At 56.2% G+C, this 25,234-nt stretch carries 22 protein-coding genes and 4 tRNA genes; 18 read left to right on the top strand and 8 right to left on the bottom strand.

What is annotated here, in order from left to right; genetic code table 11:
• Positions 1-8 precede the first annotated feature (8 nt).
• The 6 genes from wecG to ACMV5I_RS17615 all read left to right on the top strand — a co-directional run bounded on the left by wecG (position 9) and on the right by ACMV5I_RS17615 (position 3,146).
• Complete coding sequence (gene wecG / locus ACMV5I_RS17640; RefSeq protein WP_021807753.1) at positions 9-749, top strand: lipopolysaccharide N-acetylmannosaminouronosyltransferase; 741 nt, start codon at positions 9-11, stop codon at positions 747-749.
• A gap of 348 nt (positions 750-1,097) precedes the next feature.
• On the top strand, positions 1,098-2,501 hold the full coding sequence (thrP, locus tag ACMV5I_RS17635; RefSeq protein WP_414824954.1) for a bifunctional threonine/serine APC transporter ThrP: 1,404 nt from the start codon (positions 1,098-1,100) through the stop codon (positions 2,499-2,501).
• 135 nt (positions 2,502-2,636) lie between these two features.
• A tRNA-Arg gene (locus ACMV5I_RS17630) sits at positions 2,637-2,713 on the top strand.
• A gap of 70 nt (positions 2,714-2,783) precedes the next feature.
• Positions 2,784-2,859, top strand: a tRNA-His gene (locus ACMV5I_RS17625).
• A gap of 47 nt (positions 2,860-2,906) precedes the next feature.
• Positions 2,907-2,993 (top strand) — tRNA-Leu (locus ACMV5I_RS17620).
• A gap of 76 nt (positions 2,994-3,069) precedes the next feature.
• Positions 3,070-3,146: transfer RNA gene (locus ACMV5I_RS17615), tRNA-Pro, on the top strand.
• 1,394 nt (positions 3,147-4,540) lie between these two features.
• Here ACMV5I_RS17615 and hemY read toward each other — a convergent pair.
• The 4 genes from hemY to hemC are packed head-to-tail and all read right to left on the bottom strand — an operon-like array spanning position 4,541 to position 8,563.
• Positions 4,541-5,734, bottom strand: coding sequence for a protoheme IX biogenesis protein HemY (hemY, locus tag ACMV5I_RS17610; protein ID WP_414824953.1), 1,194 nt, complete (start codon positions 5,732-5,734; stop codon positions 4,541-4,543).
• A gap of 3 nt (positions 5,735-5,737) precedes the next feature.
• Positions 5,738-6,862: a uroporphyrinogen-III C-methyltransferase gene (gene hemX, locus ACMV5I_RS17605; protein ID WP_202810826.1), complete on the bottom strand. Its 1,125-nt coding sequence runs from the start codon at positions 6,860-6,862 to the stop codon at positions 5,738-5,740.
• A 22-nt stretch (positions 6,863-6,884) separates the two neighbouring features.
• A complete protein-coding gene (hemD, locus tag ACMV5I_RS17600) occupies positions 6,885-7,625 on the bottom strand; it encodes a uroporphyrinogen-III synthase (RefSeq protein ID WP_414824952.1) in 741 nt (246 codons plus the stop codon).
• Positions 7,622-8,563, bottom strand: coding sequence for a hydroxymethylbilane synthase (gene hemC / locus ACMV5I_RS17595; RefSeq protein WP_024484170.1), 942 nt, complete (start codon positions 8,561-8,563; stop codon positions 7,622-7,624). Before hemC ends, hemD begins: the two co-directional genes overlap by 4 nt.
• A gap of 314 nt (positions 8,564-8,877) precedes the next feature.
• On the opposite strand from hemC, the gene ACMV5I_RS17590 reads away from it, so the two are divergent.
• Positions 8,878-11,436, top strand: a complete 2,559-nt coding sequence (locus tag ACMV5I_RS17590; protein WP_024484169.1) for a class I adenylate cyclase — start codon at positions 8,878-8,880, stop codon at positions 11,434-11,436.
• Positions 11,437-11,474: 38 nt separating this feature from the next.
• Here the strand turns inward: ACMV5I_RS17590 and cyaY are convergent, their stop codons facing one another.
• Entirely contained in the window at positions 11,475-11,795 is a 321-nt protein-coding gene (gene cyaY / locus ACMV5I_RS17585; RefSeq protein ID WP_024484168.1) for an iron donor protein CyaY, read from the bottom strand.
• 78 nt (positions 11,796-11,873) lie between these two features.
• On the opposite strand from cyaY, the gene lptM reads away from it, so the two are divergent.
• From lptM to uvrD, 6 genes are all read left to right on the top strand, one after another.
• Positions 11,874-12,068, top strand: coding sequence for an LPS translocon maturation chaperone LptM (lptM, locus tag ACMV5I_RS17580; protein WP_414824951.1), 195 nt, complete (start codon positions 11,874-11,876; stop codon positions 12,066-12,068).
• 69 nt (positions 12,069-12,137) lie between these two features.
• Positions 12,138-12,962 (top strand): diaminopimelate epimerase, encoded by an 825-nt coding sequence (gene dapF, locus ACMV5I_RS17575; RefSeq protein ID WP_021181537.1) that lies wholly within the window; start codon positions 12,138-12,140, stop codon positions 12,960-12,962.
• Positions 12,959-13,663 (top strand): DUF484 domain-containing protein, encoded by a 705-nt coding sequence (locus ACMV5I_RS17570; protein WP_414824950.1) that lies wholly within the window; start codon positions 12,959-12,961, stop codon positions 13,661-13,663. Before dapF ends, ACMV5I_RS17570 begins: the two co-directional genes overlap by 4 nt.
• A complete protein-coding gene (gene xerC, locus ACMV5I_RS17565) occupies positions 13,660-14,571 on the top strand; it encodes a tyrosine recombinase XerC (RefSeq protein ID WP_021181535.1) in 912 nt (303 codons plus the stop codon). The genes ACMV5I_RS17570 and xerC overlap by 4 nt, the downstream gene beginning before the upstream one ends.
• Positions 14,571-15,287, top strand: a complete 717-nt coding sequence (gene yigB, locus ACMV5I_RS17560) for a 5-amino-6-(5-phospho-D-ribitylamino)uracil phosphatase YigB (RefSeq protein ID WP_021807765.1) — start codon at positions 14,571-14,573, stop codon at positions 15,285-15,287. Before xerC ends, yigB begins: the two co-directional genes overlap by 1 nt.
• Positions 15,288-15,364: 77 nt before the next feature.
• On the top strand, positions 15,365-17,527 hold the full coding sequence (uvrD, locus tag ACMV5I_RS17555) for a DNA helicase II (RefSeq protein ID WP_021181533.1): 2,163 nt from the start codon (positions 15,365-15,367) through the stop codon (positions 17,525-17,527).
• A 219-nt stretch (positions 17,528-17,746) separates the two neighbouring features.
• Here the strand turns inward: uvrD and ACMV5I_RS17550 are convergent, their stop codons facing one another.
• Positions 17,747-18,220 carry a WbuC family cupin fold metalloprotein gene (locus tag ACMV5I_RS17550; RefSeq protein WP_202728102.1) on the bottom strand — a complete coding sequence of 158 codons (474 nt, stop codon included), beginning with the start codon at positions 18,218-18,220 and terminating at the stop codon, positions 17,747-17,749.
• Between the two features lie 190 nt (positions 18,221-18,410).
• Here ACMV5I_RS17550 and ysgD point away from each other — a divergent pair, with 190 nt between their 5' ends.
• The 3 genes from ysgD to ACMV5I_RS17535 all read left to right on the top strand — a co-directional run bounded on the left by ysgD (position 18,411) and on the right by ACMV5I_RS17535 (position 20,810).
• The gene (gene ysgD, locus ACMV5I_RS17545; RefSeq protein ID WP_367651464.1) at positions 18,411-18,500 is read left to right on the top strand and encodes a YsgD/CorL family protein; all 90 of its coding nucleotides are present in this window, start codon (positions 18,411-18,413) and stop codon (positions 18,498-18,500) included.
• A 166-nt stretch (positions 18,501-18,666) separates the two neighbouring features.
• Positions 18,667-19,617: a magnesium/cobalt transporter CorA gene (gene corA, locus ACMV5I_RS17540; RefSeq protein ID WP_024484663.1), complete on the top strand. Its 951-nt coding sequence runs from the start codon at positions 18,667-18,669 to the stop codon at positions 19,615-19,617.
• Between the two features lie 131 nt (positions 19,618-19,748).
• Positions 19,749-20,810, top strand: coding sequence for an AbrB family transcriptional regulator (locus tag ACMV5I_RS17535; RefSeq protein ID WP_414824949.1), 1,062 nt, complete (start codon positions 19,749-19,751; stop codon positions 20,808-20,810).
• On the opposite strand, the gene rarD is transcribed toward ACMV5I_RS17535, so the two are convergent.
• Complete coding sequence (gene rarD / locus ACMV5I_RS17530; protein WP_021807769.1) at positions 20,802-21,689, bottom strand: EamA family transporter RarD; 888 nt, start codon at positions 21,687-21,689, stop codon at positions 20,802-20,804. The genes ACMV5I_RS17535 and rarD overlap by 9 nt on opposite strands.
• 101 nt (positions 21,690-21,790) lie before the next feature.
• Positions 21,791-22,261 (bottom strand): thioesterase family protein, encoded by a 471-nt coding sequence (locus ACMV5I_RS17525; RefSeq protein WP_021807770.1) that lies wholly within the window; start codon positions 22,259-22,261, stop codon positions 21,791-21,793.
• A 201-nt stretch (positions 22,262-22,462) separates the two neighbouring features.
• Here ACMV5I_RS17525 and pldA point away from each other — a divergent pair, with 201 nt between their 5' ends.
• Entirely contained in the window at positions 22,463-23,341 is an 879-nt protein-coding gene (gene pldA / locus ACMV5I_RS17520; protein WP_174333924.1) for a phospholipase A, read from the top strand.
• A 55-nt stretch (positions 23,342-23,396) separates the two neighbouring features.
• The gene (recQ, locus tag ACMV5I_RS17515) at positions 23,397-25,229 is read left to right on the top strand and encodes an ATP-dependent DNA helicase RecQ (protein ID WP_021181526.1); all 1,833 of its coding nucleotides are present in this window, start codon (positions 23,397-23,399) and stop codon (positions 25,227-25,229) included.
• The last annotated feature ends 5 nt before the right edge of the window (positions 25,230-25,234 follow it).

Below are 25,234 nucleotides of genomic sequence, written 5' to 3'. Positions count from 1 at the left end.
TAGTGACAATGGAAGCAAACATTTCGGTTCCCAAGTATGAGCTGCGCGGTTTCAGCCTGTGGGGCTTTCGCAACATGGCGCAGTGTATGGATTTTCTGTTCGACGGTGGCAGGGTCAAGCAAGGCACCCTGGTGGCGATGAACGCCGAGAAAATCCTCAATGCGGAAACCGATCCGGCGCTGCATGCCCTGTTGGATGAGGCTGAGTACAAATATGCCGATGGCATCAGCATGGTGCGCTCCATCCGCCGCAAGTATCCTGGCGCGGAGGTGTCGCGCGTGGCCGGGGCCGATCTGTGGGAAGCCATGATGCAGCGCGCGGGTCAGGAAGGCACGCCGGTGTTTCTGGTTGGCGGTAAGCCTTCGGTGCTGGCAGAGACCGAGCAGAAGCTGCGTAGTCAGTGGAATGTGAATCTGGTAGGCAGCCAGGATGGCTACTTCAAACCGGAACAGCGGGATGCCTTGTTTGAACGCATTCGCGCCAGCGGCGCGGCTATCGTGACCGTGGCAATGGGATCGCCAAAGCAGGAAATCCTGATGCGGGATTGCCGCAAGGTGCATCCACAGGCGCTGTATATGGGGGTTGGCGGCACCTATGACGTGTTTACCGGTCATGTGAAGCGCGCGCCCAAGGTGTGGCAGAATCTGGGCCTGGAGTGGCTCTACCGCCTGCTCAGCCAGCCGAGCCGTATACGCCGCCAGCTTCGGCTACTCAAGTTCGTCGGTTATTACTATACCGGCAAGATGTGATCCTTCGGCTGGAGCAGCCCCTCTGTTGCTCCAGCGTCTGTTTTGCGCAAATAATCTCCCTATCGGCCATAACGTGGTCAAAGCTATAACCTCGGTTAATCATTCCCTCGTCACTTATTCCATAAGGTTTTAATTTGCGGTTTGCTTATGACGGCAAAATGCGAAACCATAGCGCCCGAAAATTTCCCCAGGCCGCAGCGGCACTTCTCCGCAATTAAATGGTGCGGATGACTGCTTAAGTTCCGTTTTGCCCGGCGGGGGATGAATTACACTCAACTTGTCTAAAACAATAATGACCGGCACCGATCGGCAGGCAGACAACATCATAAAAAATATGACTGAGGATTTATGGCAAGTAAAGAAAAGCCACCGGGTTTACATCGCGGGTTAGAAGCGCGACATATAGAGCTGATCGCCCTGGGTGGCACGATCGGCGTAGGTCTGTTTATGGGATCGGCCAGTACGTTGAAATGGGCAGGGCCTTCGGTGCTGCTGGCCTATATCATCGCCGGCCTGTTTGTATTCTTCATCATGCGTTCAATGGGGGAGATGCTGTTCCTGGAGCCGGTGGCGGGCTCTTTCGCCGTCTATGCGCACAAATACATGAACCCCTTTTTCGGCTATCTCACCGCCTGGGGCTACTGGTTTATGTGGCTTGCCGTGGGGATATCGGAAATCACGGCTATTGGCGTCTATGTACAGTTCTGGTTCCCAGAGATACCGCAGTGGCTGCCTGCGTTAATTGCGGTCGCCATGGTCGCGTTAGCCAACCTGGCGGCGGTGCGCCTGTACGGTGAGCTGGAGTTCTGGTTTGCCATGATCAAGGTCACCACCATTATCGTGATGATCCTGGTGGGCTTGGGGGTGATCTTCTTCGGCTTCGGTAACGGCGGGCAGCCGACGGGCTTTGCCAACTTGACGGCTCATGGCGGCTTCTTTGCCGGTGGCTGGAAAGGCTTCCTGTTTGCCCTGTGTATCGTGGTGGCTTCTTACCAAGGGGTTGAACTGGTCGGCATTACCGCCGGGGAAGCCAAAAACCCGCAGGTGACGCTCAAACGTGCGATCAACAACATCCTGTGGCGCATCCTGATTTTCTATGTCGGTGCCATCTTCGTGATTGTCACCATCTTCCCGTGGAACGGTATCGGCACCGCAGGCAGCCCGTTTGTGCTGACCTTTGCCAAGATTGGTATCGTCGCCGCCGCAGGTATCATCAACTTTGTGGTGTTGACCGCCGCGCTCTCCGGTTGCAACAGCGGCATGTATAGTGGCGGCCGCATGCTGTATGCCCTGGCCAAGAACCGCCAACTGCCTGCGGCATTGACCAGGCTTTCTGCCAGCGGCGTACCGGTCAACTGTATTGTCATTACCATTATCTGCCTGTTGGTGGGATCGGCGCTGAACTACGTTATTCCCAATCCTCAGCAGGTGTTCGTCTATGTCTATAGCGCCAGCGTGCTGCCGGGCATGATGCCGTGGTTTGTGGTGCTGATCAGCCAGATCTACTTCCGCCGTGCCCATAAAGAAGCGATGAAGACTCACAGCTTCAAGTCATTTATGTTCCCTTACATGAACTATCTGACCATCGCTTTCCTGATTTGTGTGCTGGTTGGCATGGGGATCAATCCGGATACGCGGATTTCGTTGGTGGTGGGGATGATTTTCCTGGCTGCGGTGAGCCTGTGCTACTTTGTATTCGGTATGCATAAAGTCCATCATCAGCCTGAAAAGCGGACAGAAAGTCAGCGCTAAGCTTAAGAAAAGGGCCTTGTCGGGCCCTTTCTGCTGCAAGAGTGAGCAAAGGGTCAGCGAACTCAACATTTCTTAGAAAAAGCACTAGACAGGATGGGCATAAAACCGTAGTATCCCCACCCGCAACGGCGCTACGCGCCCGTAGCTCAGCTGGATAGAGCGCTGCCCTCCGGAGGCAGAGGTCTCAGGTTCGAATCCTGTCGGGCGCGCCATTAATTTTGTGCGCAGGAGCTGCGGTGGTATGATTACCGCGTGAAGTAAGCAGTAGATAAAGTAGTTATGGTGGCTATAGCTCAGTTGGTAGAGCCCTGGATTGTGATTCCAGTTGTCGTGGGTTCGAGCCCCATTAGCCACCCCACTTTACCTAGGGTAAAGTAAAAGAATTGAAAGCTGTTTTGTGACAGTGCGAAGGTGGCGGAATTGGTAGACGCGCTAGCTTCAGGTGTTAGTGTTCTTACGGACGTGAGGGTTCAAGTCCCTCTCTTCGCACCACACACAAAATGTCTGATAAATTTAATATTTACATAGACATAGGCTGGAAAGTTCGGTAGTATCAGCAACAAGAAATCGGCGAGTAGCGCAGCTTGGTAGCGCAACTGGTTTGGGACCAGTGGGTCGGAGGTTCGAATCCTCTCTCGCCGACCAATTTCAAGAAAGCCCGCTTTAAAAGCGGGCTTTTTTACGTCTATTGTAGGGGCGCTGCATGCCGCGCCCGTTCAGCAACCCGTTCAGCAATGAGCGGGTTTTTTGCTTTTTATACTGGCGGAAAGGGTGGGCGTCCGATACCTGAGATATCGTGCTGGCCCCTCACCCTAACCCTCTCCCACAGGGAGAGGGGACCGATCGAGCTCGTTGATTTCTCTGCGTATTACCCGGACTTTCTTCTTATCACTTTCCGAAGCGGTACGATCGAGTTCGTTGATTCTCTGTGTAATACCTTGCCTTTCTCCTTCTTACATCACTTTCCGAAGCCGCACGAGCTAATCAAGGGCTCAGGGCAGCCCCCTCGCCCTTTGGGAGAGGGTGAGGGGAAGCAGACAACTTTAGAGCTAGCCTTACAAGGGAATGATCAGAAGGAAGCAGAGATAAGCGCTGGAAAAATGGCAGGGTGCAAAAATGGAGGATAAACAACGCAACGACTTCTGGAGCATATCGGCATCATGCCGTTCTTGCCCCAGATAACAGTCGTTTTATTTCAGGCAGGCGTTACGTCGGCAATCAGAGATTGATGGTGCCGAATGAGAAGTCTACGTTGTTGAAAGCGGTGATGATTTTGTTGATCAGTTTCATAGTGGCAGTTCCCAGAGAGTGATTAATAGTGTGATTCACGTCACACAAACAGGCTACACCCGGCCGGCAAATCGATCAAGTATTTTGTGATGCATATCACAAAAATATTAAACCGACGTTTTATTTTACCGTGAGTCGTTTTATCGAGCGGCTTTATCTTGGCAAACCCTACGAAATTTCAACCTGTCTCCTTTTGTCCTTTATGGGCATGCCTGTTGTCGTCAGTTTGAGACATTTAACCTAATGATTTTAATCAATAAAAAAGACTTCTCATTAACCCGTCGTTTTAAGGCGACAGGATCCGTAGAGGGGTAAATAGCGGCGAACAGGCGGGGAAAATCAGAGGAGTTAATGAAGATAATTTTAAATCGTTTAAATTCAATATGATGATTTTATTTTTTGCTTGTTGGCACTCAGTAGTCAAAAGTTGGCACGCCAAGTGCAATATCTCTATCGTAGATGCTCATTCCACTTCTTATGTTCGCCTTAGGCCTCATAAACCCAGGAATGATGCAGAGCCGATTTTAGGGTGCCTATTGCCCACCTGAACGATGAAAGGGTTGCTTGCAACGGCTTCATCACACTCCGGGCAAAACGTTGAGTGAGGCACCACCCCAGTTGTCCTAGACCTGATTGCTTCTTTTATACACTTGTCTCGCGGCAAGTGTTTTTTTTTGCCCAAAGGAAAGTTTCAGGCAAAAAAAGGGCCCAGCACGGCATGCTGAGCCCTGACAAGCCAACCGGGGAGGTTACTCGCCGTTTTGCTTAAGCGTTAACATCAGCCCTTCACGGCGCATCTGTGTGGCTTCGTCGCTGCGGTGCAGCTTATCCAACGCATCTGCCAACCAGGCGTAGTCGTAGGCATCTGGCCGCTGTTGCAGTGCTGCATGGAACGCATCACTGGCTTGCTGCCATTCACCGTGCTTCATCAGTAACTGACCCAGCGTGCTGTTAAGCAACGGCGTCGCGCCATGCTGCTTGATCTGTTGGCGTAACGCTTTTTCCAACTGTTCCGGGTTGCCAGACTTGATACGTGGGATCAACAACACCAACCGTTCGTCGTATTGGCGCTTCAGACCGTCCAGCACAATGCTTTGTGCCAGTTCATGGTCATTACACTCAATAAGATGTTCCACCATCGCTACCTGTAGCGGGATTTCGTGGCGGATTTTACGGCTCTGATCTTTCCACCAGCGCTTCAACCCTTCACTGCCTTCATCGGCCATGGCCTGGTTCATCAGGCCGATATAGGCCTGCTGCTGTAAAGCCTGTAGCTCTTCTTCGCTGTGCAGGTTGATTTTGCTCATCGAAGGCAGAATTTCCAGCAGTGAGGCATAAGCTCCGGTGCGCAGATAGGCCTGCTCCGCCAGCCGCAGCACTTCCGGGTGACGCGGTGCCTGGTTCAGCAAGCTATCGACGCCGTGCCGTGCCGCATGGGCTTCACCCTGCGCCAACTGAATACGCACGCGGGTAATGTCTACCGGCAACTGATCGGTATCGGCAGCTTCGGCGGCACGCTCCAGATACTGGTTGGTGCGGAAGCCATCGCCACGCTGCTGCGCAGCTTCTGCTGCCAGCAGGTAGTTCACCACCGGTTGCTCGGCATGATCGGCATTGCGGGTCAGCAGTTTCTCTACCTGCTTGTAATCCCCTTCCGCCAGTTTGATCAGCGCCGCTTTGGTTTGCTTACGGGCGCGGCTACGTTTGCGGCCAAGGAACCAGCCACGGGTGCGCGCGCCAGTGCGGAAGATGCGGCGCAGGATCCATTCGATGACAAACAGTACCAGGAACAGCAGTACTGCCATAATCACCAGACCGGTCACGCTGGTTTCGACGTTGTAATTGTCGGTCTGGATCAGCACATAGCCTTGGTGCCCGGCCAGCATCGGCCCCAGCACCAGGCTGGCAATCAGCACCAGAAACAGGAATAACACGCGTAACATGGCTTATCCCTCCTGGTGAGTGGCAGGGGCCTGGGCCAACAGATTACGTACCCGGGTCTGCATCAGTTTTTCCAGCATCGGCTGGCTTTTCAGCTGGCCCGGAACGTCCATGGAGATCGATTGCTGGCTCAGGTTGTCCAACTCTTCCAGGAATGCCTTGGTAGCCGGATCGGTGGTATCGAAGTAGGCGCGTACCCAGGTCGAAACCGTTTCCAGCGACTGTTTATACACTTCGTTCTGATGACGAGGGATAGCCTGTGCGGCAACCAGCAGGCGCGAACGGATATTCTCACGCAGGTAGACATCCTGATTCGGCGCCAGCAGCGGTTCGGCACTGCTATCGCGACGGCGGACGGTAATAAAGTCCGCCATAAAGTTGTGCCAGCTCTTGGTCAGGTTTTGACGCCATTCGCTCAACGAACTGGACAGCTCGCCGTCGTCTTCATCCATTGGCCGTTCGTCACGGTTGTTATCCGCCAGACGCAGGTCGTCGACCTGATTGGACAGCTGGTTGACCTTCAGGATGATGCCGTCAAAATCTATCTGCGCCACGGCGGAGAGGGTGCCGACATCTTCGGTGATGGCGCGGCGAATATCGATCAGGCTCGGATCGTTCATTTCTGCCAGGCTGGCGTCGGCGCTTTTCAGCAGCGCAGCCGCGGTGGTGACATCCTGATCGCTCCACAGCTTGCGGCCTGCCATTTTTACCAGAAAGTCCGCCTGTGCCAGCAGCCAGGTTTTGGCATCGCTGCCGGAAATGGTGGCAACCTTATCCTGCAGTTCATTGAGCTGACGCACCAGCGAGATTTGCTCGCGATCGGTGGCCTCCAGCGTTTTCCCCTGCTGTTGCAGCAAGCCTTCCAGCGCGCTCTTTTCCTGCTGCTGGCTCTGCTTAAGCTCTGCCAACTGTTGCTGCAAGGCCTGGTTGGCGGCGATCAATGTCTGAGCCTGCTGGTGCGTGTGATAATAGCCGCCAGCACCCAGAGCGATGACCAGCACGATGGCAATCGCACCCAATACCGGGCCGGTGTTCTTACCTTTCCGGTGGTCAGCGGCTGGCTGCTGGGGGCTCTCAACCGCTGGGTTTGATTCTTCAACCGCGGCGGATGGAGTGTTTTGTTCCGTCATAGTGGCACATCCCATAGTCAGGTTATTGTAGCGCGCGGATCAGCGCGTCATTATCTGCGTTTTCAGCTACCCGAATCGTGCTCCAACCCAGCTCCTGGGCAAGGGTAGCAAGACGTTCACTGACGACTATCAGGCGGCAACGTAACAGCCACGAAGAGCGATAGTAATCAGGAACTAAAGTATAGAGCTGTTGTAACATTTCGCCGCTGGTCACTACCAGCGTATTGATACCGGCACGTTGCCAGTGGGCGCTTTGCTCACTGCCATCATAATGCACCGGGCTGCGTTGATAACATTCATAATAGCTTACCGCTGCCCCTCGCTCAGCCAGCGTCTCGCCTAGCAGCTCGCGGCCGCCGTTGCCCCGCATGATCAACGCCCGTTTACCGGAGAGCTGTTGCAACGCGGGCAGCAGCAAAAGCATTTCGCTGATTTCACGTTCACGCGGATAGTCTACCGGCAGGCTGCTGATACGATGCATTGCCAGTGCGGTGGTGCGGCCAATAGCATAATAGGACAACTGGCCAGACCATTGAAGCCCGGCACGATTGATGACCGAACTGGCATAGCTGACGGCGTGCTGCGACAGGGCAAACACCAGATCGCCCGCCTGCAACTCTGCCAGCCCCTGAGGTAAGCGGACAAGATCGTTACCGGGGGCGAAGTCGATCAGCGGCGCGTGAAAGGCAACCCGGCCAAGTGCGCGCAGGCGGCTCACCAGTTGCTCCCCGGCGGGAGAAGGGCGGGTTACCAGAATAGTCATGCAGGAGGATTTCCCTGATAAACGTCATGCAGGATCTCACGGGCACCGGCAGCCAACAGTTCTTCTGCCAGTTCTACACCCATTTGCTCAGCTTGTGCCGATGGGCCACGGCGTTCACCGCAGACCATCTGGCTGCCGTCGGGGGCACCTACCAGCGCACGTAACCACAGTTCATCACCTACCAGTTCGGCATAGCTGCCGATGGGAACCTGGCAGCCCCCTTCCAGCCGGGTGTTCATCGCCCGTTCGGCGCGGACACGAATTTCGGTTTCGCGATGGTTGAGAGGGGCCAGCAAAGCGCGGGTGACGTCATCGTCAAGGCGGCATTCGATACCGACCGCGCCCTGGCCGACGGCGGGCAAGGATTCTTCGGCGCTCAGCGGGCAGCGGATACGCTGTTCCAGGCCCAGACGTTTTAACCCGGCCACGGCCAGAATAATGGCGTCGTAATCGCCGTTATCCAGCTTACCCAACCTTGTGCCGACGTTGCCCCGTAAATCGCGCACGATCAGGTCCGGGCGACGGCGACGCAGCTGGCATTGGCGGCGCAGGCTAGAGGTGCCGACCACGCTGCCTTGCGGCAGTTGATCGAGCGAGGCAAAGTGATTGGAGACGAAAGCGTCACGCGGGTCGTCACGCTCACAGATGGTGACCAGCCCCAAGCCTGCGGGGAAGTCGACGGGGACGTCTTTCATCGAGTGCACGGCAATGTCTGCCCGGCCTTCCAGCAGAGCCAGCTCAAGTTCTTTGACGAACAGGCCCTTACCGCCAACCTTGGCCAGCGGCGTATCCAGAATGATGTCGCCGCGCGTGACCATAGGCACCAGTTCCACCTGCAGGCCCGGATGGCTAGCCATCAGACGCTGCTGAACATAGTGTGCTTGCCATAGGGCAAGTGGGCTCTGACGGGTGGCAATTCGAATAATTTTGTCTAACATGCTGGTTACCGTTTTTATAATTCGCCGTCCATCCTACCACTGAGGATCAAAACTGTCAGTGCAAGAAGCCACAGGCGGAGAAAGGACAACGGAATCAAAGGGGCGTGAGGGAAAGTTGGCGGCAGTTCACACTGCGGGTAAATCATTTATAGAAGCGCTAGGATAAGTGTGTCGCTTTACCTCCTTTACGGTCAATCAGCAAGGTGTTAGATTGATCACGTTTCCAGCAATAAGTCGTCAAAAATTCTTCTAAACTAAAGACGCAGCGGGAATACGGGTTTTTTTCAAGCATCGGGATAATCAGGCGAGACGTCTTGTACCTCTACATCGAGACACTGAAACAAAGACTGGATGCGATCAACCAACTACGTGTCGATCGTGCCCTGGCGGCCATGAAGCCCGCGTTCCAACGGGTCTACAGTCTGCTGCCTACCTTATTGCACCACCATCATCCACTGATGCCGGGCTACCTCAACGGTAACGTTCCCCATGGCATCTGTATCTACACGCCTGATGAAACCCAACAAGCTTATCTCAATGATTTAGAAGACAAATGGGGCAGCCCGTTTGAAAAAATGGCCACGGGCGAACTGCCGATTACGGCGCTTTATTCCATGGGCAGCACCTCCTCGATCGGCCAGAGCTGCACCTCGGATCTGGATATCTGGGTTTGCCACCAATCCTGGTTAGACAACGAAGAGCGCAGCCGCCTGCAGCAAAAATGCAGCCTGCTGGAGAAATGGGCGGCCTCGATGGGGGTGGAAGTCAGCTTCTTCCTGATCGACGAAAACCGCTTCCGCCATAATGAAAGCGGCAGCCTGGGCGGTGAAGACTGCGGCTCAACCCAACATATTCTGTTGCTTGATGAGTTCTACCGCACGGCCGTGCGCCTGGCAGGGAAACGTATCCTGTGGAACATGGTGCCGGGCGAAGAGGAAGCGCATTACGATGAATATGTGCTTTCGCTCTATTCCCAGGGGGTATTAACCCCAAATGAGTGGCTGGATCTCGGCGGATTGAGCACGCTCTCTGCCGAAGAGTACTTCGGTGCCAGCCTATGGCAGCTGTATAAGAGCATCGATTCGCCTTACAAGGCGGTGCTGAAAACGCTGCTGCTCGAAGCCTATTCATGGGAATACCCGAAAACTCAGTTGCTGGCGATGGGGATCAAGCATCGTCTGCACCAGGGGGAGATCGTCTGCTTTGGCCTTGATGCCTATTGCATGATGCTGGAGCGCGTTACCCACTACCTGACTGAAATCAACGATACCACCCGCCTTGACCTGGTTCGCCGCTGCTTCTATCTGAAGGTCTGCGAGAAGCTGTCGCAGTCCAACAACGCCACTATCGGTTGGCGGCGGGAAATCCTCAGCCAACTGGTCAGTGAGTGGGGCTGGGACGAAGAGCGGTTGGAGATCCTCGATAACCGGGCTAACTGGAAGATCGAACGGGTGCGCGAAGCCCATAACGAACTGCTGGATGCGATGATGCAAAGCTATCGCAACCTGATCCGTTTTGCTCGCCGCAACAATCTCAGCGTCAGTGCCAGCCCGCAGGATATCGGGGTGTTGACCCGCAAACTGTACGCGGCCTTTGAGGCACTGCCGGGTAAGGTGACGCTGGTGAACCCGCAAATTTCACCAGACCTGTCAGAAAACGACCTGACCTTTATTCACGTGCCGATTGGCCGCGCCAACCGCACCGGCTGGTACCTGTATAACCAGGCACCGGAGATGAGCTCGATCGTCAGCCATCAACCGCTGGAATATAACCGCTATCTCAACAAGCTGGTGGCCTGGGCCTATTTCAATGGCCTGCTCACTTCACGCACCCGCTTGCATATCAAGAGCGGCAATATCTGCGATACCGCCAAGCTGCAGGAACTGGTTACCGACGTTTCGCACCATTTCCCGCTGCGCTTGGCCGCTCCGACGCCGAAAGCGCTCTACAGCCCGTGCGAAATCCGCCATCTGGCGATTATCGTCAACCTGGAAAACGACCCGACGGCGGCCTTCCGTAATCAGGTGGTGCATTTCGATTTCCGCAAGCTGGACGTGTTCAGCTTTGGCCAGCAGCAACAATGCCTGGTTGGCAGTATCGATCTGCTGTATCGCAACTCATGGAACGAAGTGCGCACCCTGCATTTCAGCGGCGAGCAGTCGGTACTTGAAGCGTTGAAGACCATTCTGGGCAAGATGCATCAGGATGCTGCACCGCCGGAATCGGTGGAGGTGTTCTGTTACAGCCAGCACCTGCGTGGCCTGATCCGTACCCGCATTCAACAGCTGGTTTCCGAGTGTATCGAGCTGCGTCTTTCCAGCACTCGCCTGGAGCCGGGCCGGTTTAAAGCGGTGCGTGTGGCCGGGCAAACCTGGGGCCTGTTCTTCGAACGCCTGAGCGTGTCGGTGCAGAAGCTGGAAAACGCCGTGGAGTTCTATGGGGCAATCTCCAACAACAAACTGCATGGCCTGTCGATCAAGGTGGAAACCGATCAGGTGCATTTGCCACCGGTGGTTGACGGTTTTGCCAGTGAGGGGATTATCCAGTTCTTCTTTGAAGACACTACGGATGATAAAGGCTTCAACATTTACATTCTGGATGAGTCGAACCGGGTTGAGGTGTATCACCATTGTGAAGGGAGCAAAGAGGAGTTGGTGCGCGATGTCAGCCGCTTCTATTCCTCCTCACACGATCGCTTTACCTACGGCTCCAGCTTTATCAACTTCAACCTGCCACAGTTCTATCAGATTGTGCATATCGATGGCCGTACCCAGGTGATCCCATTCCGCAGCAATGCGCTGTCGAACCTGTGTATCACGGTCGCCGACGGCAATGCCGCACAGCCTCTGAAGCAACAGTTCCAACTGCATTGATGCTTGAGGGCGCAGTTGCTTGCGCCCCTCTGCAAAACTCAACTAAAGCTGACCGTCTCGCCGGACTGTGTGCTGGCCGCTTCACTCAGCAACTCATAAAATTCCCGGCCGCTGCGATCGCACTGCCAGCTCTCGTCACGATAGGTAAAGTGATAGCCACCGGCCTTGGTGGCCAGCCACACCTGGTGCAACGGCTCCTGACGGTTGATCACAATCTTGCTGCCGTTTTCGAAGCTTAGCGTCATCACCCCGCCGTTGGTTTCGTAATCGATATCCGCATCACCGTCAAAATCGTCCAGGGTCTGTTCAATATTCAGCATCAGTTGGTCGGCCAACTGGTGAAACTCGCTATCGTTCATAATCGATTCCTATTGCTTTTCATGATCCACCTGCGATTATAGTGAGCTTGGACGCATGAATTACAGGCATTAATGCAAATGAAAAAACAACTACGCTATGCGCTGATGGTCGTTTTGCTGGTCGGGCTCTCTGGCTGTGGCCTGAAGGGCCCGCTGTATTTTCCACCGAAGGACAAACCGGCAGAGCAACCGGTAACCAGTGCTGGTACCGTTAGCAAGAACCAACAAGAACCCGCTGGCACTCAGCAGCAACCGTCGATGAGCAATCAGTAATGAGCCTTTATGGTGGTTGATGCCACCATAAATATCAGACGGTACGTCGTCCAGATAGCGGAGTATGATATGCAGTTCTCCAAAATGCACGGTTTAGGCAACGACTTTATGGTGGTCGATGCCGTTACACAGAACGTCTATTTTTCACCTGAGCTGATCCGCCGCCTGGCCGACCGGCATTTGGGCGTGGGTTTTGACCAGATGCTGGTGGTAGAACCGCCGTACGATCCCGAACTCGATTTCCATTACCGCATTTTCAATGCTGACGGTAGTGAAGTGGCCCAGTGTGGCAACGGCGCCCGCTGTTTTGCCCGCTTTGTGCGCTTGAAAGGCTTGACCAATAAACGTGATATCCGCGTCAGCACCCAGACCGGGCGCATGATCCTGAGCGTCACCGATGATGACCTGGTGTGCGTCAATATGGGGGAACCGAATTTTGATCCGCAGATCGTGCCGTTTCGCGCCACCAAAGCGGAAAAGACCTACATTATGCGCGCGGCGGAACATACGGTGCTGTGCGGTGTGGTCTCGATGGGTAACCCACACTGTGTGTTGCAGGTGGACGACGTGAAAACCGCCAAGGTGGAGCTGCTGGGGCCGGTACTGGAAGGGCACGATCGCTTCCCGGAACGCGCCAACATCGGCTTTATGCAGGTGGTGAGCCGTGAGCACATCAAACTGCGGGTTTATGAGCGTGGTGCCGGTGAAACTCAGGCCTGTGGCAGTGGTGCCTGTGCCGCCGTGGCGGTGGGCATTCAGCAAGAGCTGTTGGCGGAAGAGGTGCATGTCGAACTGCCCGGCGGTAGCCTGCATATCCGCTGGAAAGGGCCAGGAGAGCCGTTATTTATGACCGGCCCGGCCACCCATGTTTATGACGGATTTATTCACTTATGAAGCAGGTTGACGATCGGATAGCCACGGGCGTTGAGCTTGATGATGACTCGGTGATGCAATTTCTGATGCAGAATCCGGACTTCTTTATGCGCAATGCACGGCTGGTGGAACAGATGCGAGTGCCTCACCCGGTGCGGGGCACGGTATCGTTGGTGGAGTGGCATCTGGCGCGTCAGCGCAACCAAATCACCCAGTTGGAAGAAGAGATCACCTTGCTGATGGAGCAGGCCAGTGCCAACGAATCGCTGTTTGGCAGCCTGCTGCATCTACAGGCCGACCTGGCCACCGCCAGCAGCCTGCAGGATATGCTCAACCGCTTGCAGCGTTGGGCGCGCGGGTTTGGGCTGGCAGGGGCGAATATCCGCCTGTTTGCCGATCGCTGGAATATTGGCGCGCCGTCGGATTTCACCCACCTTGGCCTGACACGCTCGGCGTTTGAGCCGCTGCGAATTCAACGCCTGGGCGATCGCTATCACTACCTCGGCAACCTTAATGGCCCCGAGCTGCTGCTGTTGCTGCCGCAGGCCAAACAGGTTGGCTCCGTGGCGCTGTCATTGCTGGGGGAGCATGGCGATCTCGGCATGGTGATCTTCAGCAGCCGCGATACTCAACATTATCAACAGGGGATGGGCACCGTGATGCTCGGCCAATTGGCGCGTATGTTGCCAAAACTGTTGGAACGCTGGATAGAACGCGCATGACCGGCGTAGCGGCCAACCTGCAACCGCCGGTGGACGCTTTCCTGCGTTATTTAAAGGTGGAGCGGCAACTCAGCCCACTGACTCAGATCAGCTATTCGCGCCAGTTGCAGGCGTTGATCGCCATGGCAAGCGAGCTGGGCGTCAGCGAATGGCCGATGCTGGATGCCGCCAGAGTGCGTCAGCTGGCAGCCCGCAGTAAGCGCGCCGGGTTACAGTCTTCCAGCCTGGCGCTGCGCCTCTCTGCATTGCGCAGTTTTCTGGACTGGCTGGTCGGCCAGGGCGTGATAAGCGCTAACCCCGCCAAAGGCATCCGCACACCGCGTAGTGGCCGTCATTTACCGAAGAATATCGACGTCGATGAAATGAACCAACTGCTGAACATCGATCTCAACGATCCGCTGGCGGTTCGCGATCGTGCGATGCTGGAAGTGATGTACGGGGCCGGGCTGCGTCTGGCTGAACTGGTGGGGCTGGATTGCCGCCATGTCGATCTGGGCGGCGGTGAGATCTGGGTGCTGGGAAAAGGCAGCAAAGAACGTAAATTGCCGATAGGCCGTACGGCGGTCACCTGGCTGGAACACTGGCTGGCGCTGCGCGATCTGTTTGCGCCGCAGGATGATGCCATGTTCCTCTCCAATCAAGGCAAGCGCATCTCGGCGCGCAACGTACAAAAACGTTTTGCCGAGTGGGGCGTCAAGCAGGGCGTCAACAGCCATATCCATCCGCACAAGCTGCGCCACTCCTTTGCCACCCATATGCTGGAATCGAGCGGCGATCTGCGCGCGGTGCAGGAGCTGTTGGGGCACGCCAACCTGACCACCACGCAAATTTATACCCACCTCGACTTTCAACATCTGGCGAACGTGTACGATGCCGCGCATCCACGCGCCAAACGAGGGAAATCCTGATGCATTTTTACCGTCCGTTACGCCCACTGGCCGCGCTGACTTTCGATCTGGACGATACGCTGTATGACAACCGTCCGGTGATCAAGCAGACCGAGCATGAGTCGGTGGCCTTTTTGCAGAACTACCATCCGGGATTGAGCCATTTTCAGTCGGCGGACTTCCACCGTTTGCGGCAGGAACTGCGTGAACAGGATCCGGAGATTTACCACGACGTTACCCAATGGCGCTGGCGGGCGGTCCACCTGGCGCTGAGCCGTCAGGGGCTGCGCGATGCTGAAGCGTCCATCGGTGCCGATGCCGCCATGCAGAACTTTGCCCTGTGGCGTAGCCGGATCGATGTGCCGGAAGCCACTCACGCTACCTTGCGGGCGCTGGGGCAACGTTATCCGCTGGTGGCGATCACTAATGGCAATGCCGATCCGGCCCAGTGCGGGTTGGAGCAATACTTCCAGTTTGTGCTGCGCTCCGGGCCAGATGGTCGCGCCAAGCCGTATCAGGATATGTATCAACTGGCGGTCGAAAGGTTGGGCGTAGCGCCAGAACAAATCCTGCACGTCGGGGATGACCTGACCACCGACGTTGCCGGGGCGCTACGTTCGGGCCTGCAGGCCTGCTGGATCAACGACCGTCAGCGGAGCCTGATGCAGGTAGCTGACAGCCGCCTGCTACCTCATATTGAGATTTCGCAGTTGGCATCGCTGACAGCATTGTTATAATCCCAGCAGAACTCTGTATAAATTCCCAGTGGAAAGCGCGTGGAAGCGGGTTTTCCCTTTACCAATCAATGGTGCCTATGGACGTTTCCGACCTGCTCGACAGCATGAATGATAAACAACGTGAAGCCGTGGCTGCGCCACGCAGCAACCTGTTGGTGCTGGCCGGTGCAGGCAGCGGCAAGACCCGGGTGCTGGTGCATCGCATTGCCTGGCTACTGGCGGTAGAGAACTGTTCGCCGTACTCCATCATGGCGGTGACTTTCACCAACAAGGCGGCGGCAGAGATGCGCCACCGTATCGAACACCTGATTGGTACCAGCCAGGGCGGGATGTGGATCGGCACCTTCCACGGCTTGGCACACCGCCTGCTGCGCGCTCATCATATGGACGCCAACCTGCCGCAGGACTTCCAGATCCTGGATAGTGAAGATCAACTGCGCCTGCTGAAACGCATCGTGCGGGCGCTGAACATTGACGAGAAGCAATGGCCGCCGCGCCAGGCGATGTGGTACATCAACGGCAAGAAAGATGATGGCCTACGCCCGCAGCATATCGAAAGCTATGGCAACCCGGTGGAAGCCACCTGGCTGCGGATCTATCAGGCTTATCAGGAGGCTTGCGATCGTGCAGGGCTGGTCGATTTTGCCGAATTGCTGCTGCGCGCCCATGAGCTGTGGCTGAACAAGCCGCATATCCTCAATCATTATCGTGAGCGCTTCACCAATATCCTGGTGGACGAATTCCAGGACACCAACCGCATCCAGTACGCCTGGATCCACATGCTGGCCGGGGGCAAGGCCAACGTGATGATCGTGGGGGATGATGACCAGTCGATCTACGGCTGGCGTGGTGCGCAGGTGGAAAACATCCAGCGTTTCCTGAAGGATTTCCCCGGTGCAGAAACGGTGCGTCTGGAGCAGAACTATCGCTCGACCAGCACCATCCTGAAGGCTGCCAACACCTTGATCGCCAATAACGACGGGCGCATGGGCAAAAACCTGTGGACCGAAGGGGCCGAAGGCGAGCCGATCTCGATTTACTGCGCGTTCAACGAGCTGGATGAAGCCCGCTTTGTGGTTAACCGCATCAAGGCTTGGCAAGACAACGGCGGCGCGTTGAACGACTGTGCCATCCTGTATCGCAGCAACGCCCAATCGCGCGTGCTGGAAGAGGCCTTGTTGCAAACTGCCATGCCATACCGTATTTACGGCGGCATGCGCTTCTTCGAACGCCAGGAGATCAAGGATGCCCTGGCCTATCTGCGACTGATCGCCAACCGTAACGATGATGCGGCCTTTGAGCGCGTTGTGAATACCCCAACGCGCGGCATTGGCGATCGCACCCTCGATGTGGTGCGCCAGGCGGCACGAGACCGTCAACTGACGCTGTGGCAGGCTACCCGTGCGCTGCTGCAAGATAAGGTGCTGGCGGGCCGTGCAGCGTCCTCCCTGCAGCGTTTTCTGGAGCTGGTGGACTCACTGGCCCACGAAACCGCCGAAATGCCGTTGCATGTGCAAACCGACCGGGTGATCCGCGATTCCGGGCTGTTTATCATGTATGAGCAGGAAAAGGGCGAGAAGGGCCAGGCGCGTATCGAAAACCTTGAGGAACTGGTCACGGCCACGCGCCAATACAGCTACCAGGATGAAGATCAGGATCTGATGCCGTTGCAGGCCTTCCTGTCCCATGCCGCGTTGGAAGCGGGGGAAGGGCAGGCAGATGCCTATCAGGACGCGGTGCAACTGATGACCCTGCACTCGGCCAAAGGGTTGGAGTTCCGCCAGGTGTTTATCGTCGGCATGGAAGAGGGTATGTTCCCAAGCCAGATGTCGCTGGACGAAGGTGGCCGCCTGGAAGAGGAGCGCCGTCTGGCTTATGTTGGCCTGACCCGTGCAATGCAAAAATTGACGCTGACCTATGCGGAAACCCGCCGCCTGTATGGCAAAGAGGTGTATCACCGGCCATCACGCTTTATCGGTGAGATCCCGGAAGACTGTGTGGAAGAGGTGCGCCTGCGGGCCAGCGTCTCCCGCTCGGTAAGCCACCGCCGGATGGGGACGCCGATCAGTGAAAACGACACTGGTTACAAGCTTGGGCAGCGCGTGCGCCATGCCAAGTTTGGCGAGGGCACCATCGTCAACCTGGAAGGCAGCGGTGAGCACAGCCGGTTGCAGATCGCGTTTCAGGGTGAAGGCATCAAGTGGCTGGTAGCAGCCTACGCCAAGCTGGAAACGGTGTAACGGAGTTCGTGCCGGTGGGTGATAAATAGCGTTTAGTCTGGCTTTCTGCATCGCTATTACCCCTCACCCTAACCCTCTCCCAAAGGGCGAGGGGACCGATCGAGTTAGCTATCAATTACCGAAACTTACCTGAACACGGTACTGGAATTACGGCGCCGTACTAGCTCCCTCTCCTTTTTGGGGAGAGGGTTGGGGTGAGGGGCACAAAGAACACCGGGCTTATTGAGCGAAACGATCGCCCACTTTGGCAGTGGCATACCAGCGCATCACCGCTTCGATCCCCTCGCCACCTTCTGGTGGAGCCCAATGCATACAGTCTTCTTCGCCGAGCGCCTGATAAGGGCCCTGCTTCACTTCAAACACCACGCCACCCGGATCGACAGACAGCACGGCATGCCAGGTAAACGCCGGCATCTCCAGCACCTTGGTTTCTTCGCCTAGCAGGGTACGTTGGGTGACCACGCCTTCGTCATTGAACTGCAGCACCACGAAACGGCCACGCAGCGGGGTGAGTAACTCCCAGGTCTGCGGGTGGCGGTGTGGGCGAATATAGGTGCCAGGCTCCATGGCAATTGCCAGGCGTTGCACCGGATCGCTCAACTCTTCATGTAAGGTACGGTGGGCACGTAGGCGTGGCAGTGTCGCTGCCTGTTCGCTCATGGTCGTCAAGTCGTGGGCGGTAATCTGTTTCATGTCGTTAATCCGCAATATTTCTGTGCGCTAATCTTAGCAAGATTCGTGGCTGCGGTCAGAGATCGCGACGCGGTTTTCCTTCAGGCGTGGTCAAGGTTGCGGGAGTGTTACAAACCGGCCGCGAGCGTGCTGAATTGTTGCGCGATTATCCACCCTAACCGGTTGACAGGCTTTTTCTTCTCGGCGTAACATGCGCGCACGAATATCAATGAGGACACACGCCTTGGACACACCCAGTAGATACTGGCTCACAGACCTGGACACCAGGTACAACTTCTAAGGCTATCCCATTGCGCTGATACCCTTCGTGGTTGTCGGCGACCCTCCCCAGCGTCGCTCCGAGTCAGATCTCTTCATGGTCTGGAACGAGCCGGTATTGCATACTTCCCTCGCTTTCTGTGCTTCAATGCGTTGTCTACCCCGTTACCATTAGGGAGTTTTGGCACATGCTAAGCGCTTTTAAATTAGATAACAGCCGCTTATCCCGTCTGGAGTTGGATGACTCAGATGATTTGACCTCGTCGCTGTGGGTTGACCTGGTTGAGCCGGAGGAGGGCGAACGCGAGCGCGTGCAAAATGAGTTGGGCCAAAGCCTGGCGACACGCCCCGAACTGGATGATATCGAAGCCTCGGCCCGTTTTTTCGAAGATGATGACGGCCTGCATATCCACTCCTTTTTCTACTACGAAGACGCCGAAGATCATGCGGGCAACTCTACCGTGGCATTCACCATCCGCGATGGCCGCCTGTATACCCTGCGTGAACGCGAACTGCCCGCTTTCCGGCTTTACCGGATGCGTGCGCGCAGTATAAGAATGGTGGACGGCAACGCCTACGAGCTGCTGCTGGATCTGTTTGAAACCAAAATTGAGCAGTTGGCCGACGAGATTGAAAACGTCTACAGCGATCTGGAAAAGCTCAGCAGGGTGATTATGGAAGGGCACCAGGGCGACGAATATGATGAAGCGCTTTCCACGCTGGCGGAACTGGAAGATATCGGCTGGAAGGTACGCCTGTGTCTGATGGATACCCAACGCGCGCTGAATTTCCTGGTGCGCAAGGCGCGTTTGCCAACCAGCCAGTTGGAACAGGCGCGGGAAGTGCTGCGCGATATCGAATCCCTGCTGCCGCATAACGAATCGCTGTTCCAGAAGGTCAACTTCCTGATGCAGGCGGCGATGGGCTTTATCAACATTGAACAGAACCGCATCATCAAGATCTTCTCGGTGGTATCGGTGGTGTTCCTGCCGCCGACGCTGGTGGCTTCAAGCTATGGGATGAACTTTGAGTTTATGCCTGAGCTGCGTTGGTCCTTCGGCTACCCGGGGGCGATTGCACTGATGATCGTGGCGGGGCTGGCACCTTATCTCTACTTCAAACGCAAGAACTGGCTTTAAATCCGGCTCTCGTACGCTTCGGGTGGTGGTCTACACCACCGCCCCATTTTATCTTCAATGATCCCTTCTCCGCCCGTTAAACCGGGGTAGAATATCCCCACTGCTTATCGGCTCGTAAGGCATGCGTCTTAATGGAGAAGTTCCCGCGCGTCATTCAATGGCTGAGCCTGCTGCTGGCTTCGCTGGTGTTGGGGTTTAGTCTACAGGCCTTTCATGTTCCTGCCGCCTTGCTGCTGGGGCCGATGATTGTCGGCGTCGCGATGGGGCTGCTTGGCGCTTCGGTGCGCATCCCTGGCCCCTTATTTATTGCGGCACAGGCGATCCTGGGCTGCATGATCGCCCAGAGCCTTTCGCCCAATATTCTTACCCCCTTGCTGGATGACTGGCCGCTGGTGTTGCTGGTGCTGATCGCGACGCTGTTGGCGAGCGGCGTTTCCGGCTGGTGCCTGGTGCGTTTCAGTGGTCTGCCCGGCCCTACCGGTGCCTGGGGATCTTCCCCTGGCGGCGCATCAGCGATGGTGGCGATGGCGGGAGATTTCGGTGCAGATGTGCGGCTGGTGGCGTTTATGCAGTATCTGCGCGTGCTGTTTGTCGCGACGGCGGCAGCGGTCGTGGCGCGTATCGGCCTGGGAGATGAAGCTGGGCATGGGAGCGCCGCTCTGGAGTGGTTCCCCGCCCTCGACTGGCGCTTTGCCGGTACTTTGGCCGTGGCCTTTATCGGCTCCTGGTTAGGACCGCGCCTGCGCATTCCTTCCGGAGCGCTGATGTTGCCAATGATCGCGGGGGCAGCATTACATTCCACTGGCACCATGGCGTTACAGGTGCCTGAATGGCTGCTGGCGTTGGCCTACACGTTGATTGGCTGGAGCGTCGGGCTGCGTTTTACCCGGGCCATCTTCCTGCTGGCATTGCGCACCTTGCCGCAGATGGTGGTATCGATTGTTGCGCTAATGCTGTTTTGCGGCGGGCTGGGGTGGATGTTGACCCAGTTCCTGCCGGTCGATCTGCTGACGGCCTATCTGGCCACCAGCCCCGGCGGATTGGATACCGTGGCGATCATCGCCGCAGGCAGCCGGGTCGATATGACCTTTGTGATGGCGATGCAGACGCTGCGGCTGTTTACTATTTTGCTGACCGGCCCGGCGATGGCCAGATTCATCTCTAACCACGCCCAGCCTGTGCAATCAACGTAGCTTTCGTTGCTGGTATAAGGCATCCAACAGGAACAACACCAACGCCGCCCAGATAAAGCCAAAGGTCACCAGCTTATCCTGGCCGATGGTCTCACCGTAGAAGGTGACTGCCAGCAGGAACATCAACGTTGGCCCGAGGTATTGGAAGAACCCGAGCGTTGACAGGCGCAGGCGGGTGGCCGCTGCGGTAAAGAACAGCAGTGGAACCGTGGTGACCACCCCGGCGGCAACCAGCAGTAAATTCAGCGACCAGGGGTTGGCGCTCAGATGGCTGGTTGGGCTATCGGCAATCAGGAACAGGTAGATGGCGGCCACCGGCAGCAGCCATAGGGTTTCGATCAACATGCCGGTTTGTGCATCAATGGCAATCTTCTTGCGCAGCAGGCCGTAGAAGGCAAAGCTGAAGGCCAGGCCAAGCCCGATGATCGGCAGCGAACCAAACTGCCACAGCTGCACCAACACCCCGGTAAAGGCCAAGGCTACGGCCACCCACTGCATACGGCGGAAACGCTCACCCAGGAACAGCATCCCCAGCAGCACGTTCACCAGCGGATTGATGAAATAGCCCAGGCTGGCCTCCAGCATGTGGTGGTTATTCACCGCCCAGATAAACAGCAGCCAGTTCCCTCCCACCAACAGCGCGGTGACGGCCAGCAGCAGTAGCCGCTTGCGGTTTTTACAGGCGGCCCGCACCTGCGGCCAGTTGCGGCCCAATGACACCAGCCCCAGCATAAAGAAGAACGACCAGATCACCCGGTGGGTGAGGATTTCATCGGCAGGGACTTGTTGGATCAGCTTGAAATAGGCGGGGGCGATACCCCAAATAAAATAGGCGGCCAGAGCAAAGAAAATGCCCTGCCGCGTTTGTTGTGCGTCCATGACGGTTACCGGGTGGGAAAAGGAGATGCGGTGATTTTACTGAAGATAACCGGCCGTGTCCCACAATTGTGTGGTTTAGGGATCACAACCGGCTGGCACGCTTAGCCCACCAGGTAGGTGGCGGTGGCGCTGGCGATGTGTAAGCCATCGTGGTTGTGCAGCTCAACGCGAGCTACCGCCACTTTATTACCGCTGCGCAGTACGCTGGCGGAAGCAACAAAATGCTCGCCGCGGCCTGGGCGCAGATAGTCGACGCGCAGATCGATTGTCCCCATGCGCGATAAACGGGACGCCAGCTCTTCTTCGATCAGCGGGTCCTGACGCATCAGCACGCTGCCCACGCACGCTAGCCCGGCGGCAACATCCAGTACGGAGGCGATCACGCCGCCATGCAGGATTTTCTGGGCGGCATTACCCACCAGCTTAGGTTGATTGGTAAAGCTCAATTCAACGTAGTCGTCCTCAAAGCGGCGTAGCTCCAGCCCCAATTCACGGTTAAATGGCATGTGATAGACGAAGATTTCGCCTATCTTCTGGCGGGCGGCTTCGAGGGTCAAAGTTGTGTGTGACATAGTTCCTTTCTTCATTTGAGTTCGGCCAGCCGATGTACTGGTCAGTCCAGGTTAATGACTTGTGGATTTTATGCTTATCTTTTGTTGCTTTCCAGGCCAGGCAGATAAATGTATTCACTAGTGCGGTAAAACCAGCAATGTGTGTAAAATAGCCTGCTTTTATTTCCGGGTTTTTCCTTATCTTTCGAGAGTGAAAAAATTATGCGCGTTCTGTCTGGGATTGTGATGGCGATGCTGTTTGCGCCAGTAGTGGTGCAGGCCGATGAGGCCACCGAGCAAAAAAATCTGAATAAACCGGCGGTTCGTGGCAGCATCATCGGCAACATGCTGCAACACTATGATAATCCGTTCACTCTGTATCCGTATGAAACGAACTACCTGATTTATACCGATACCAGCGATCTGAACAAAGAAGCGATTAAATCCTATAACTGGGCGGAAAATGCTCGTAAGGATGAGGTGAAGTTCCAGCTCAGCCTGGCCTTCCCGATCTGGCGTGGTATTGCCGGTGAGAACTCGGTTTTGGGGGCATCTTACACCCAGCGGTCCTGGTGGCAGTTCTCTAACCACGACGAATCCTCACCGTTCCGTGAAACCAACTACGAACCGCAAATTTTTGTCGGCTGGGCTACGGCGTATAAGTTTGCCGGCTGGACGCTGCGTGATATCGAAGTGGGTCTGAATCATGAGTCCAACGGCCGTGAAGATCCTACCTCACGCAGCTGGAACCGTGGCTATGCACGCCTGATGGCGCAGAACGGCGACTGGCAGGTCGAGGTCAAACCCTGGTTCCGCTTCTCGGAAAGCGACAGCAACGACGATAACCCAGATATCACCAAGTATATGGGCTATTACCGCCTGACGGTGGGCTATGCCTTGGGGGAAAGCGTGTTCAGTGCCGAAGGCCAATACAACTGGAATAGCGGTTATGGCGGCGCGCAGGTGGGCTGGAGCTACCCAATTACCAGCCATGTGCGTTTCTATACCCAGGTGTTCAGCGGCTATGGCGAATCGATGATTGATTACAACTTCAAGCAGACACGGCTGGGTGTTGGTGTCATGCTTAACGACATTATGTAGTTTAGGTAATAACGGTGTCAGTCAGGCACCGTGATAGCGATAAATGGGGAAGTGTGTGTCAACCGCAGCAGTGATAAACAGAGAGTTGCTGGCAGAGCAGGTATTACGCGATACCTTCGGCTACCAGCAGTTCCGTCCGGGTCAACAAACGATTATCAACGCAATTATCGGCGGCCAGGATTGCCTGGTGGTGATGCCGACCGGCGGGGGTAAATCGCTGTGCTATCAAATCCCGGCGCTGGTGATGGATGGACTGACGCTGGTGGTATCCCCACTGATTTCCTTGATGAAAGATCAGGTCGATCAGCTCTTGGCCTATGGCGTTTCCGCCGCCTGCTATAACTCGACGCAAACGCGCGAGCAGCAGCTGGAGGTGATGGCGGGCTGTCGCAGCGGCCAGATCAAGATGCTGTATATCGCCCCCGAACGGCTGATGATGGACAGCTTCCTCGAACTGTTGGATCACTGTCCGCCGGTGATGCTGGCGGTGGATGAGGCACACTGTATTTCCCAGTGGGGCCACGATTTCCGCCCGGAATACCGCGCCCTGGGCCAGTTGAAGCAACGTTTCCCGACCATGCCGGTAGTGGCATTGACGGCCACCGCTGATGAAGCCACGCGGGGGGATATCGTTCGCCTGTTGGCGCTAGACGAGCCGCTGATCCAGATCAGCAGCTTCGACCGCCCCAATATCCGCTACACGCTGGTGGAGAAGTTTAAGCCGCTCGACCAACTTTGGCGCTTCGTGCAGGATCAGCGCGGCAAAAGCGGCATTATTTACTGCAACAGCCGCGCCAAGGTCGAAGACACCACCGCACGTCTGCAAAGCCGTGGGCTGAGCGTTGGGGCTTATCACGCCGGACTGGATAACGAACGCCGCTCTCAGGTGCAGGAGGCTTTCCAGCGTGATGATTTGCAAGTGGTGGTAGCTACCGTGGCCTTCGGCATGGGCATCAACAAACCCAACGTGCGTTTTGTGGTGCACTTCGATATTCCGCGCAACATAGAGTCCTATTATCAGGAGACTGGCCGAGCAGGGCGTGATGGCCTGCCAGCGGAAGCGATCTTGCTCTATGACCCGGCTGATATGGCCTGGTTACGCCGCTGCCTGGAAGAGAAACCGGCGGGGCAGCAGTTGGATATCGAACGCCATAAGCTCAACGCCATGGGGGCATTTGCCGAAGCGCAAACCTGCCGCCGCCTGGTGCTGCTGAACTACTTCGGTGAAGGTAAGCAGCAGGCCTGTGGCAACTGCGATATCTGCCTTGACCCGCCCAAGCGTTATGACGGCTTGGAGGATGCCCGCAAGGCACTGTCGGCGATTGGCCGCGTTGGGCAACGTTTCGGCATTGGCTATGTGGTGGAGGTGCTGCGCGGCTCCAATAACCAGCGTATCCGCGAGTTTGGTCATGAAAAGCTGCCGGTGTACGGCATTGGCCGCGATCAGACCACCGAACACTGGACCAGCGTGCTGCGCCAACTGATCCATCTGGGCTTTATCACCCAGAACATAGCGATGCATTCGGCACTGCAACTGACCGAGGCCGCGCGCCCGGTGCTGCGTGGCGAAGTGGTGTTACAGCTGGCGGTGCCGCGTATTCAGAGCTTCAAGGTACGCAGCAGCGCCAATCAGAAATCCTACGGCGGCAATTACGATCGCAAGCTGTTTGCCAAACTGCGCAAGCTGCGTAAATCGATTGCCGACGAAGAGAACATCCCCCCGTACGTGGTGTTCAACGACGCAACGCTGCTGGAGATGGCCGAACAGATGCCGATCAGGGCCAGCGAGTTGTTGAGCGTCAACGGCGTGGGGCAGCGTAAGCTGGAACGTTTTGGTGCGCCATTTATGGCGCTGATCCGCGCTCACCTCGACGGTGACGACGAATAAGGATA

The sequence above is a fragment of the Serratia sp. T13T92 genome (assembly GCF_047530105.1).
GTDB lineage: Bacteria > Pseudomonadota > Gammaproteobacteria > Enterobacterales > Enterobacteriaceae > Chania > Chania fonticola.
This window is presented reverse-complemented; position numbering and strand designations above follow the sequence as displayed.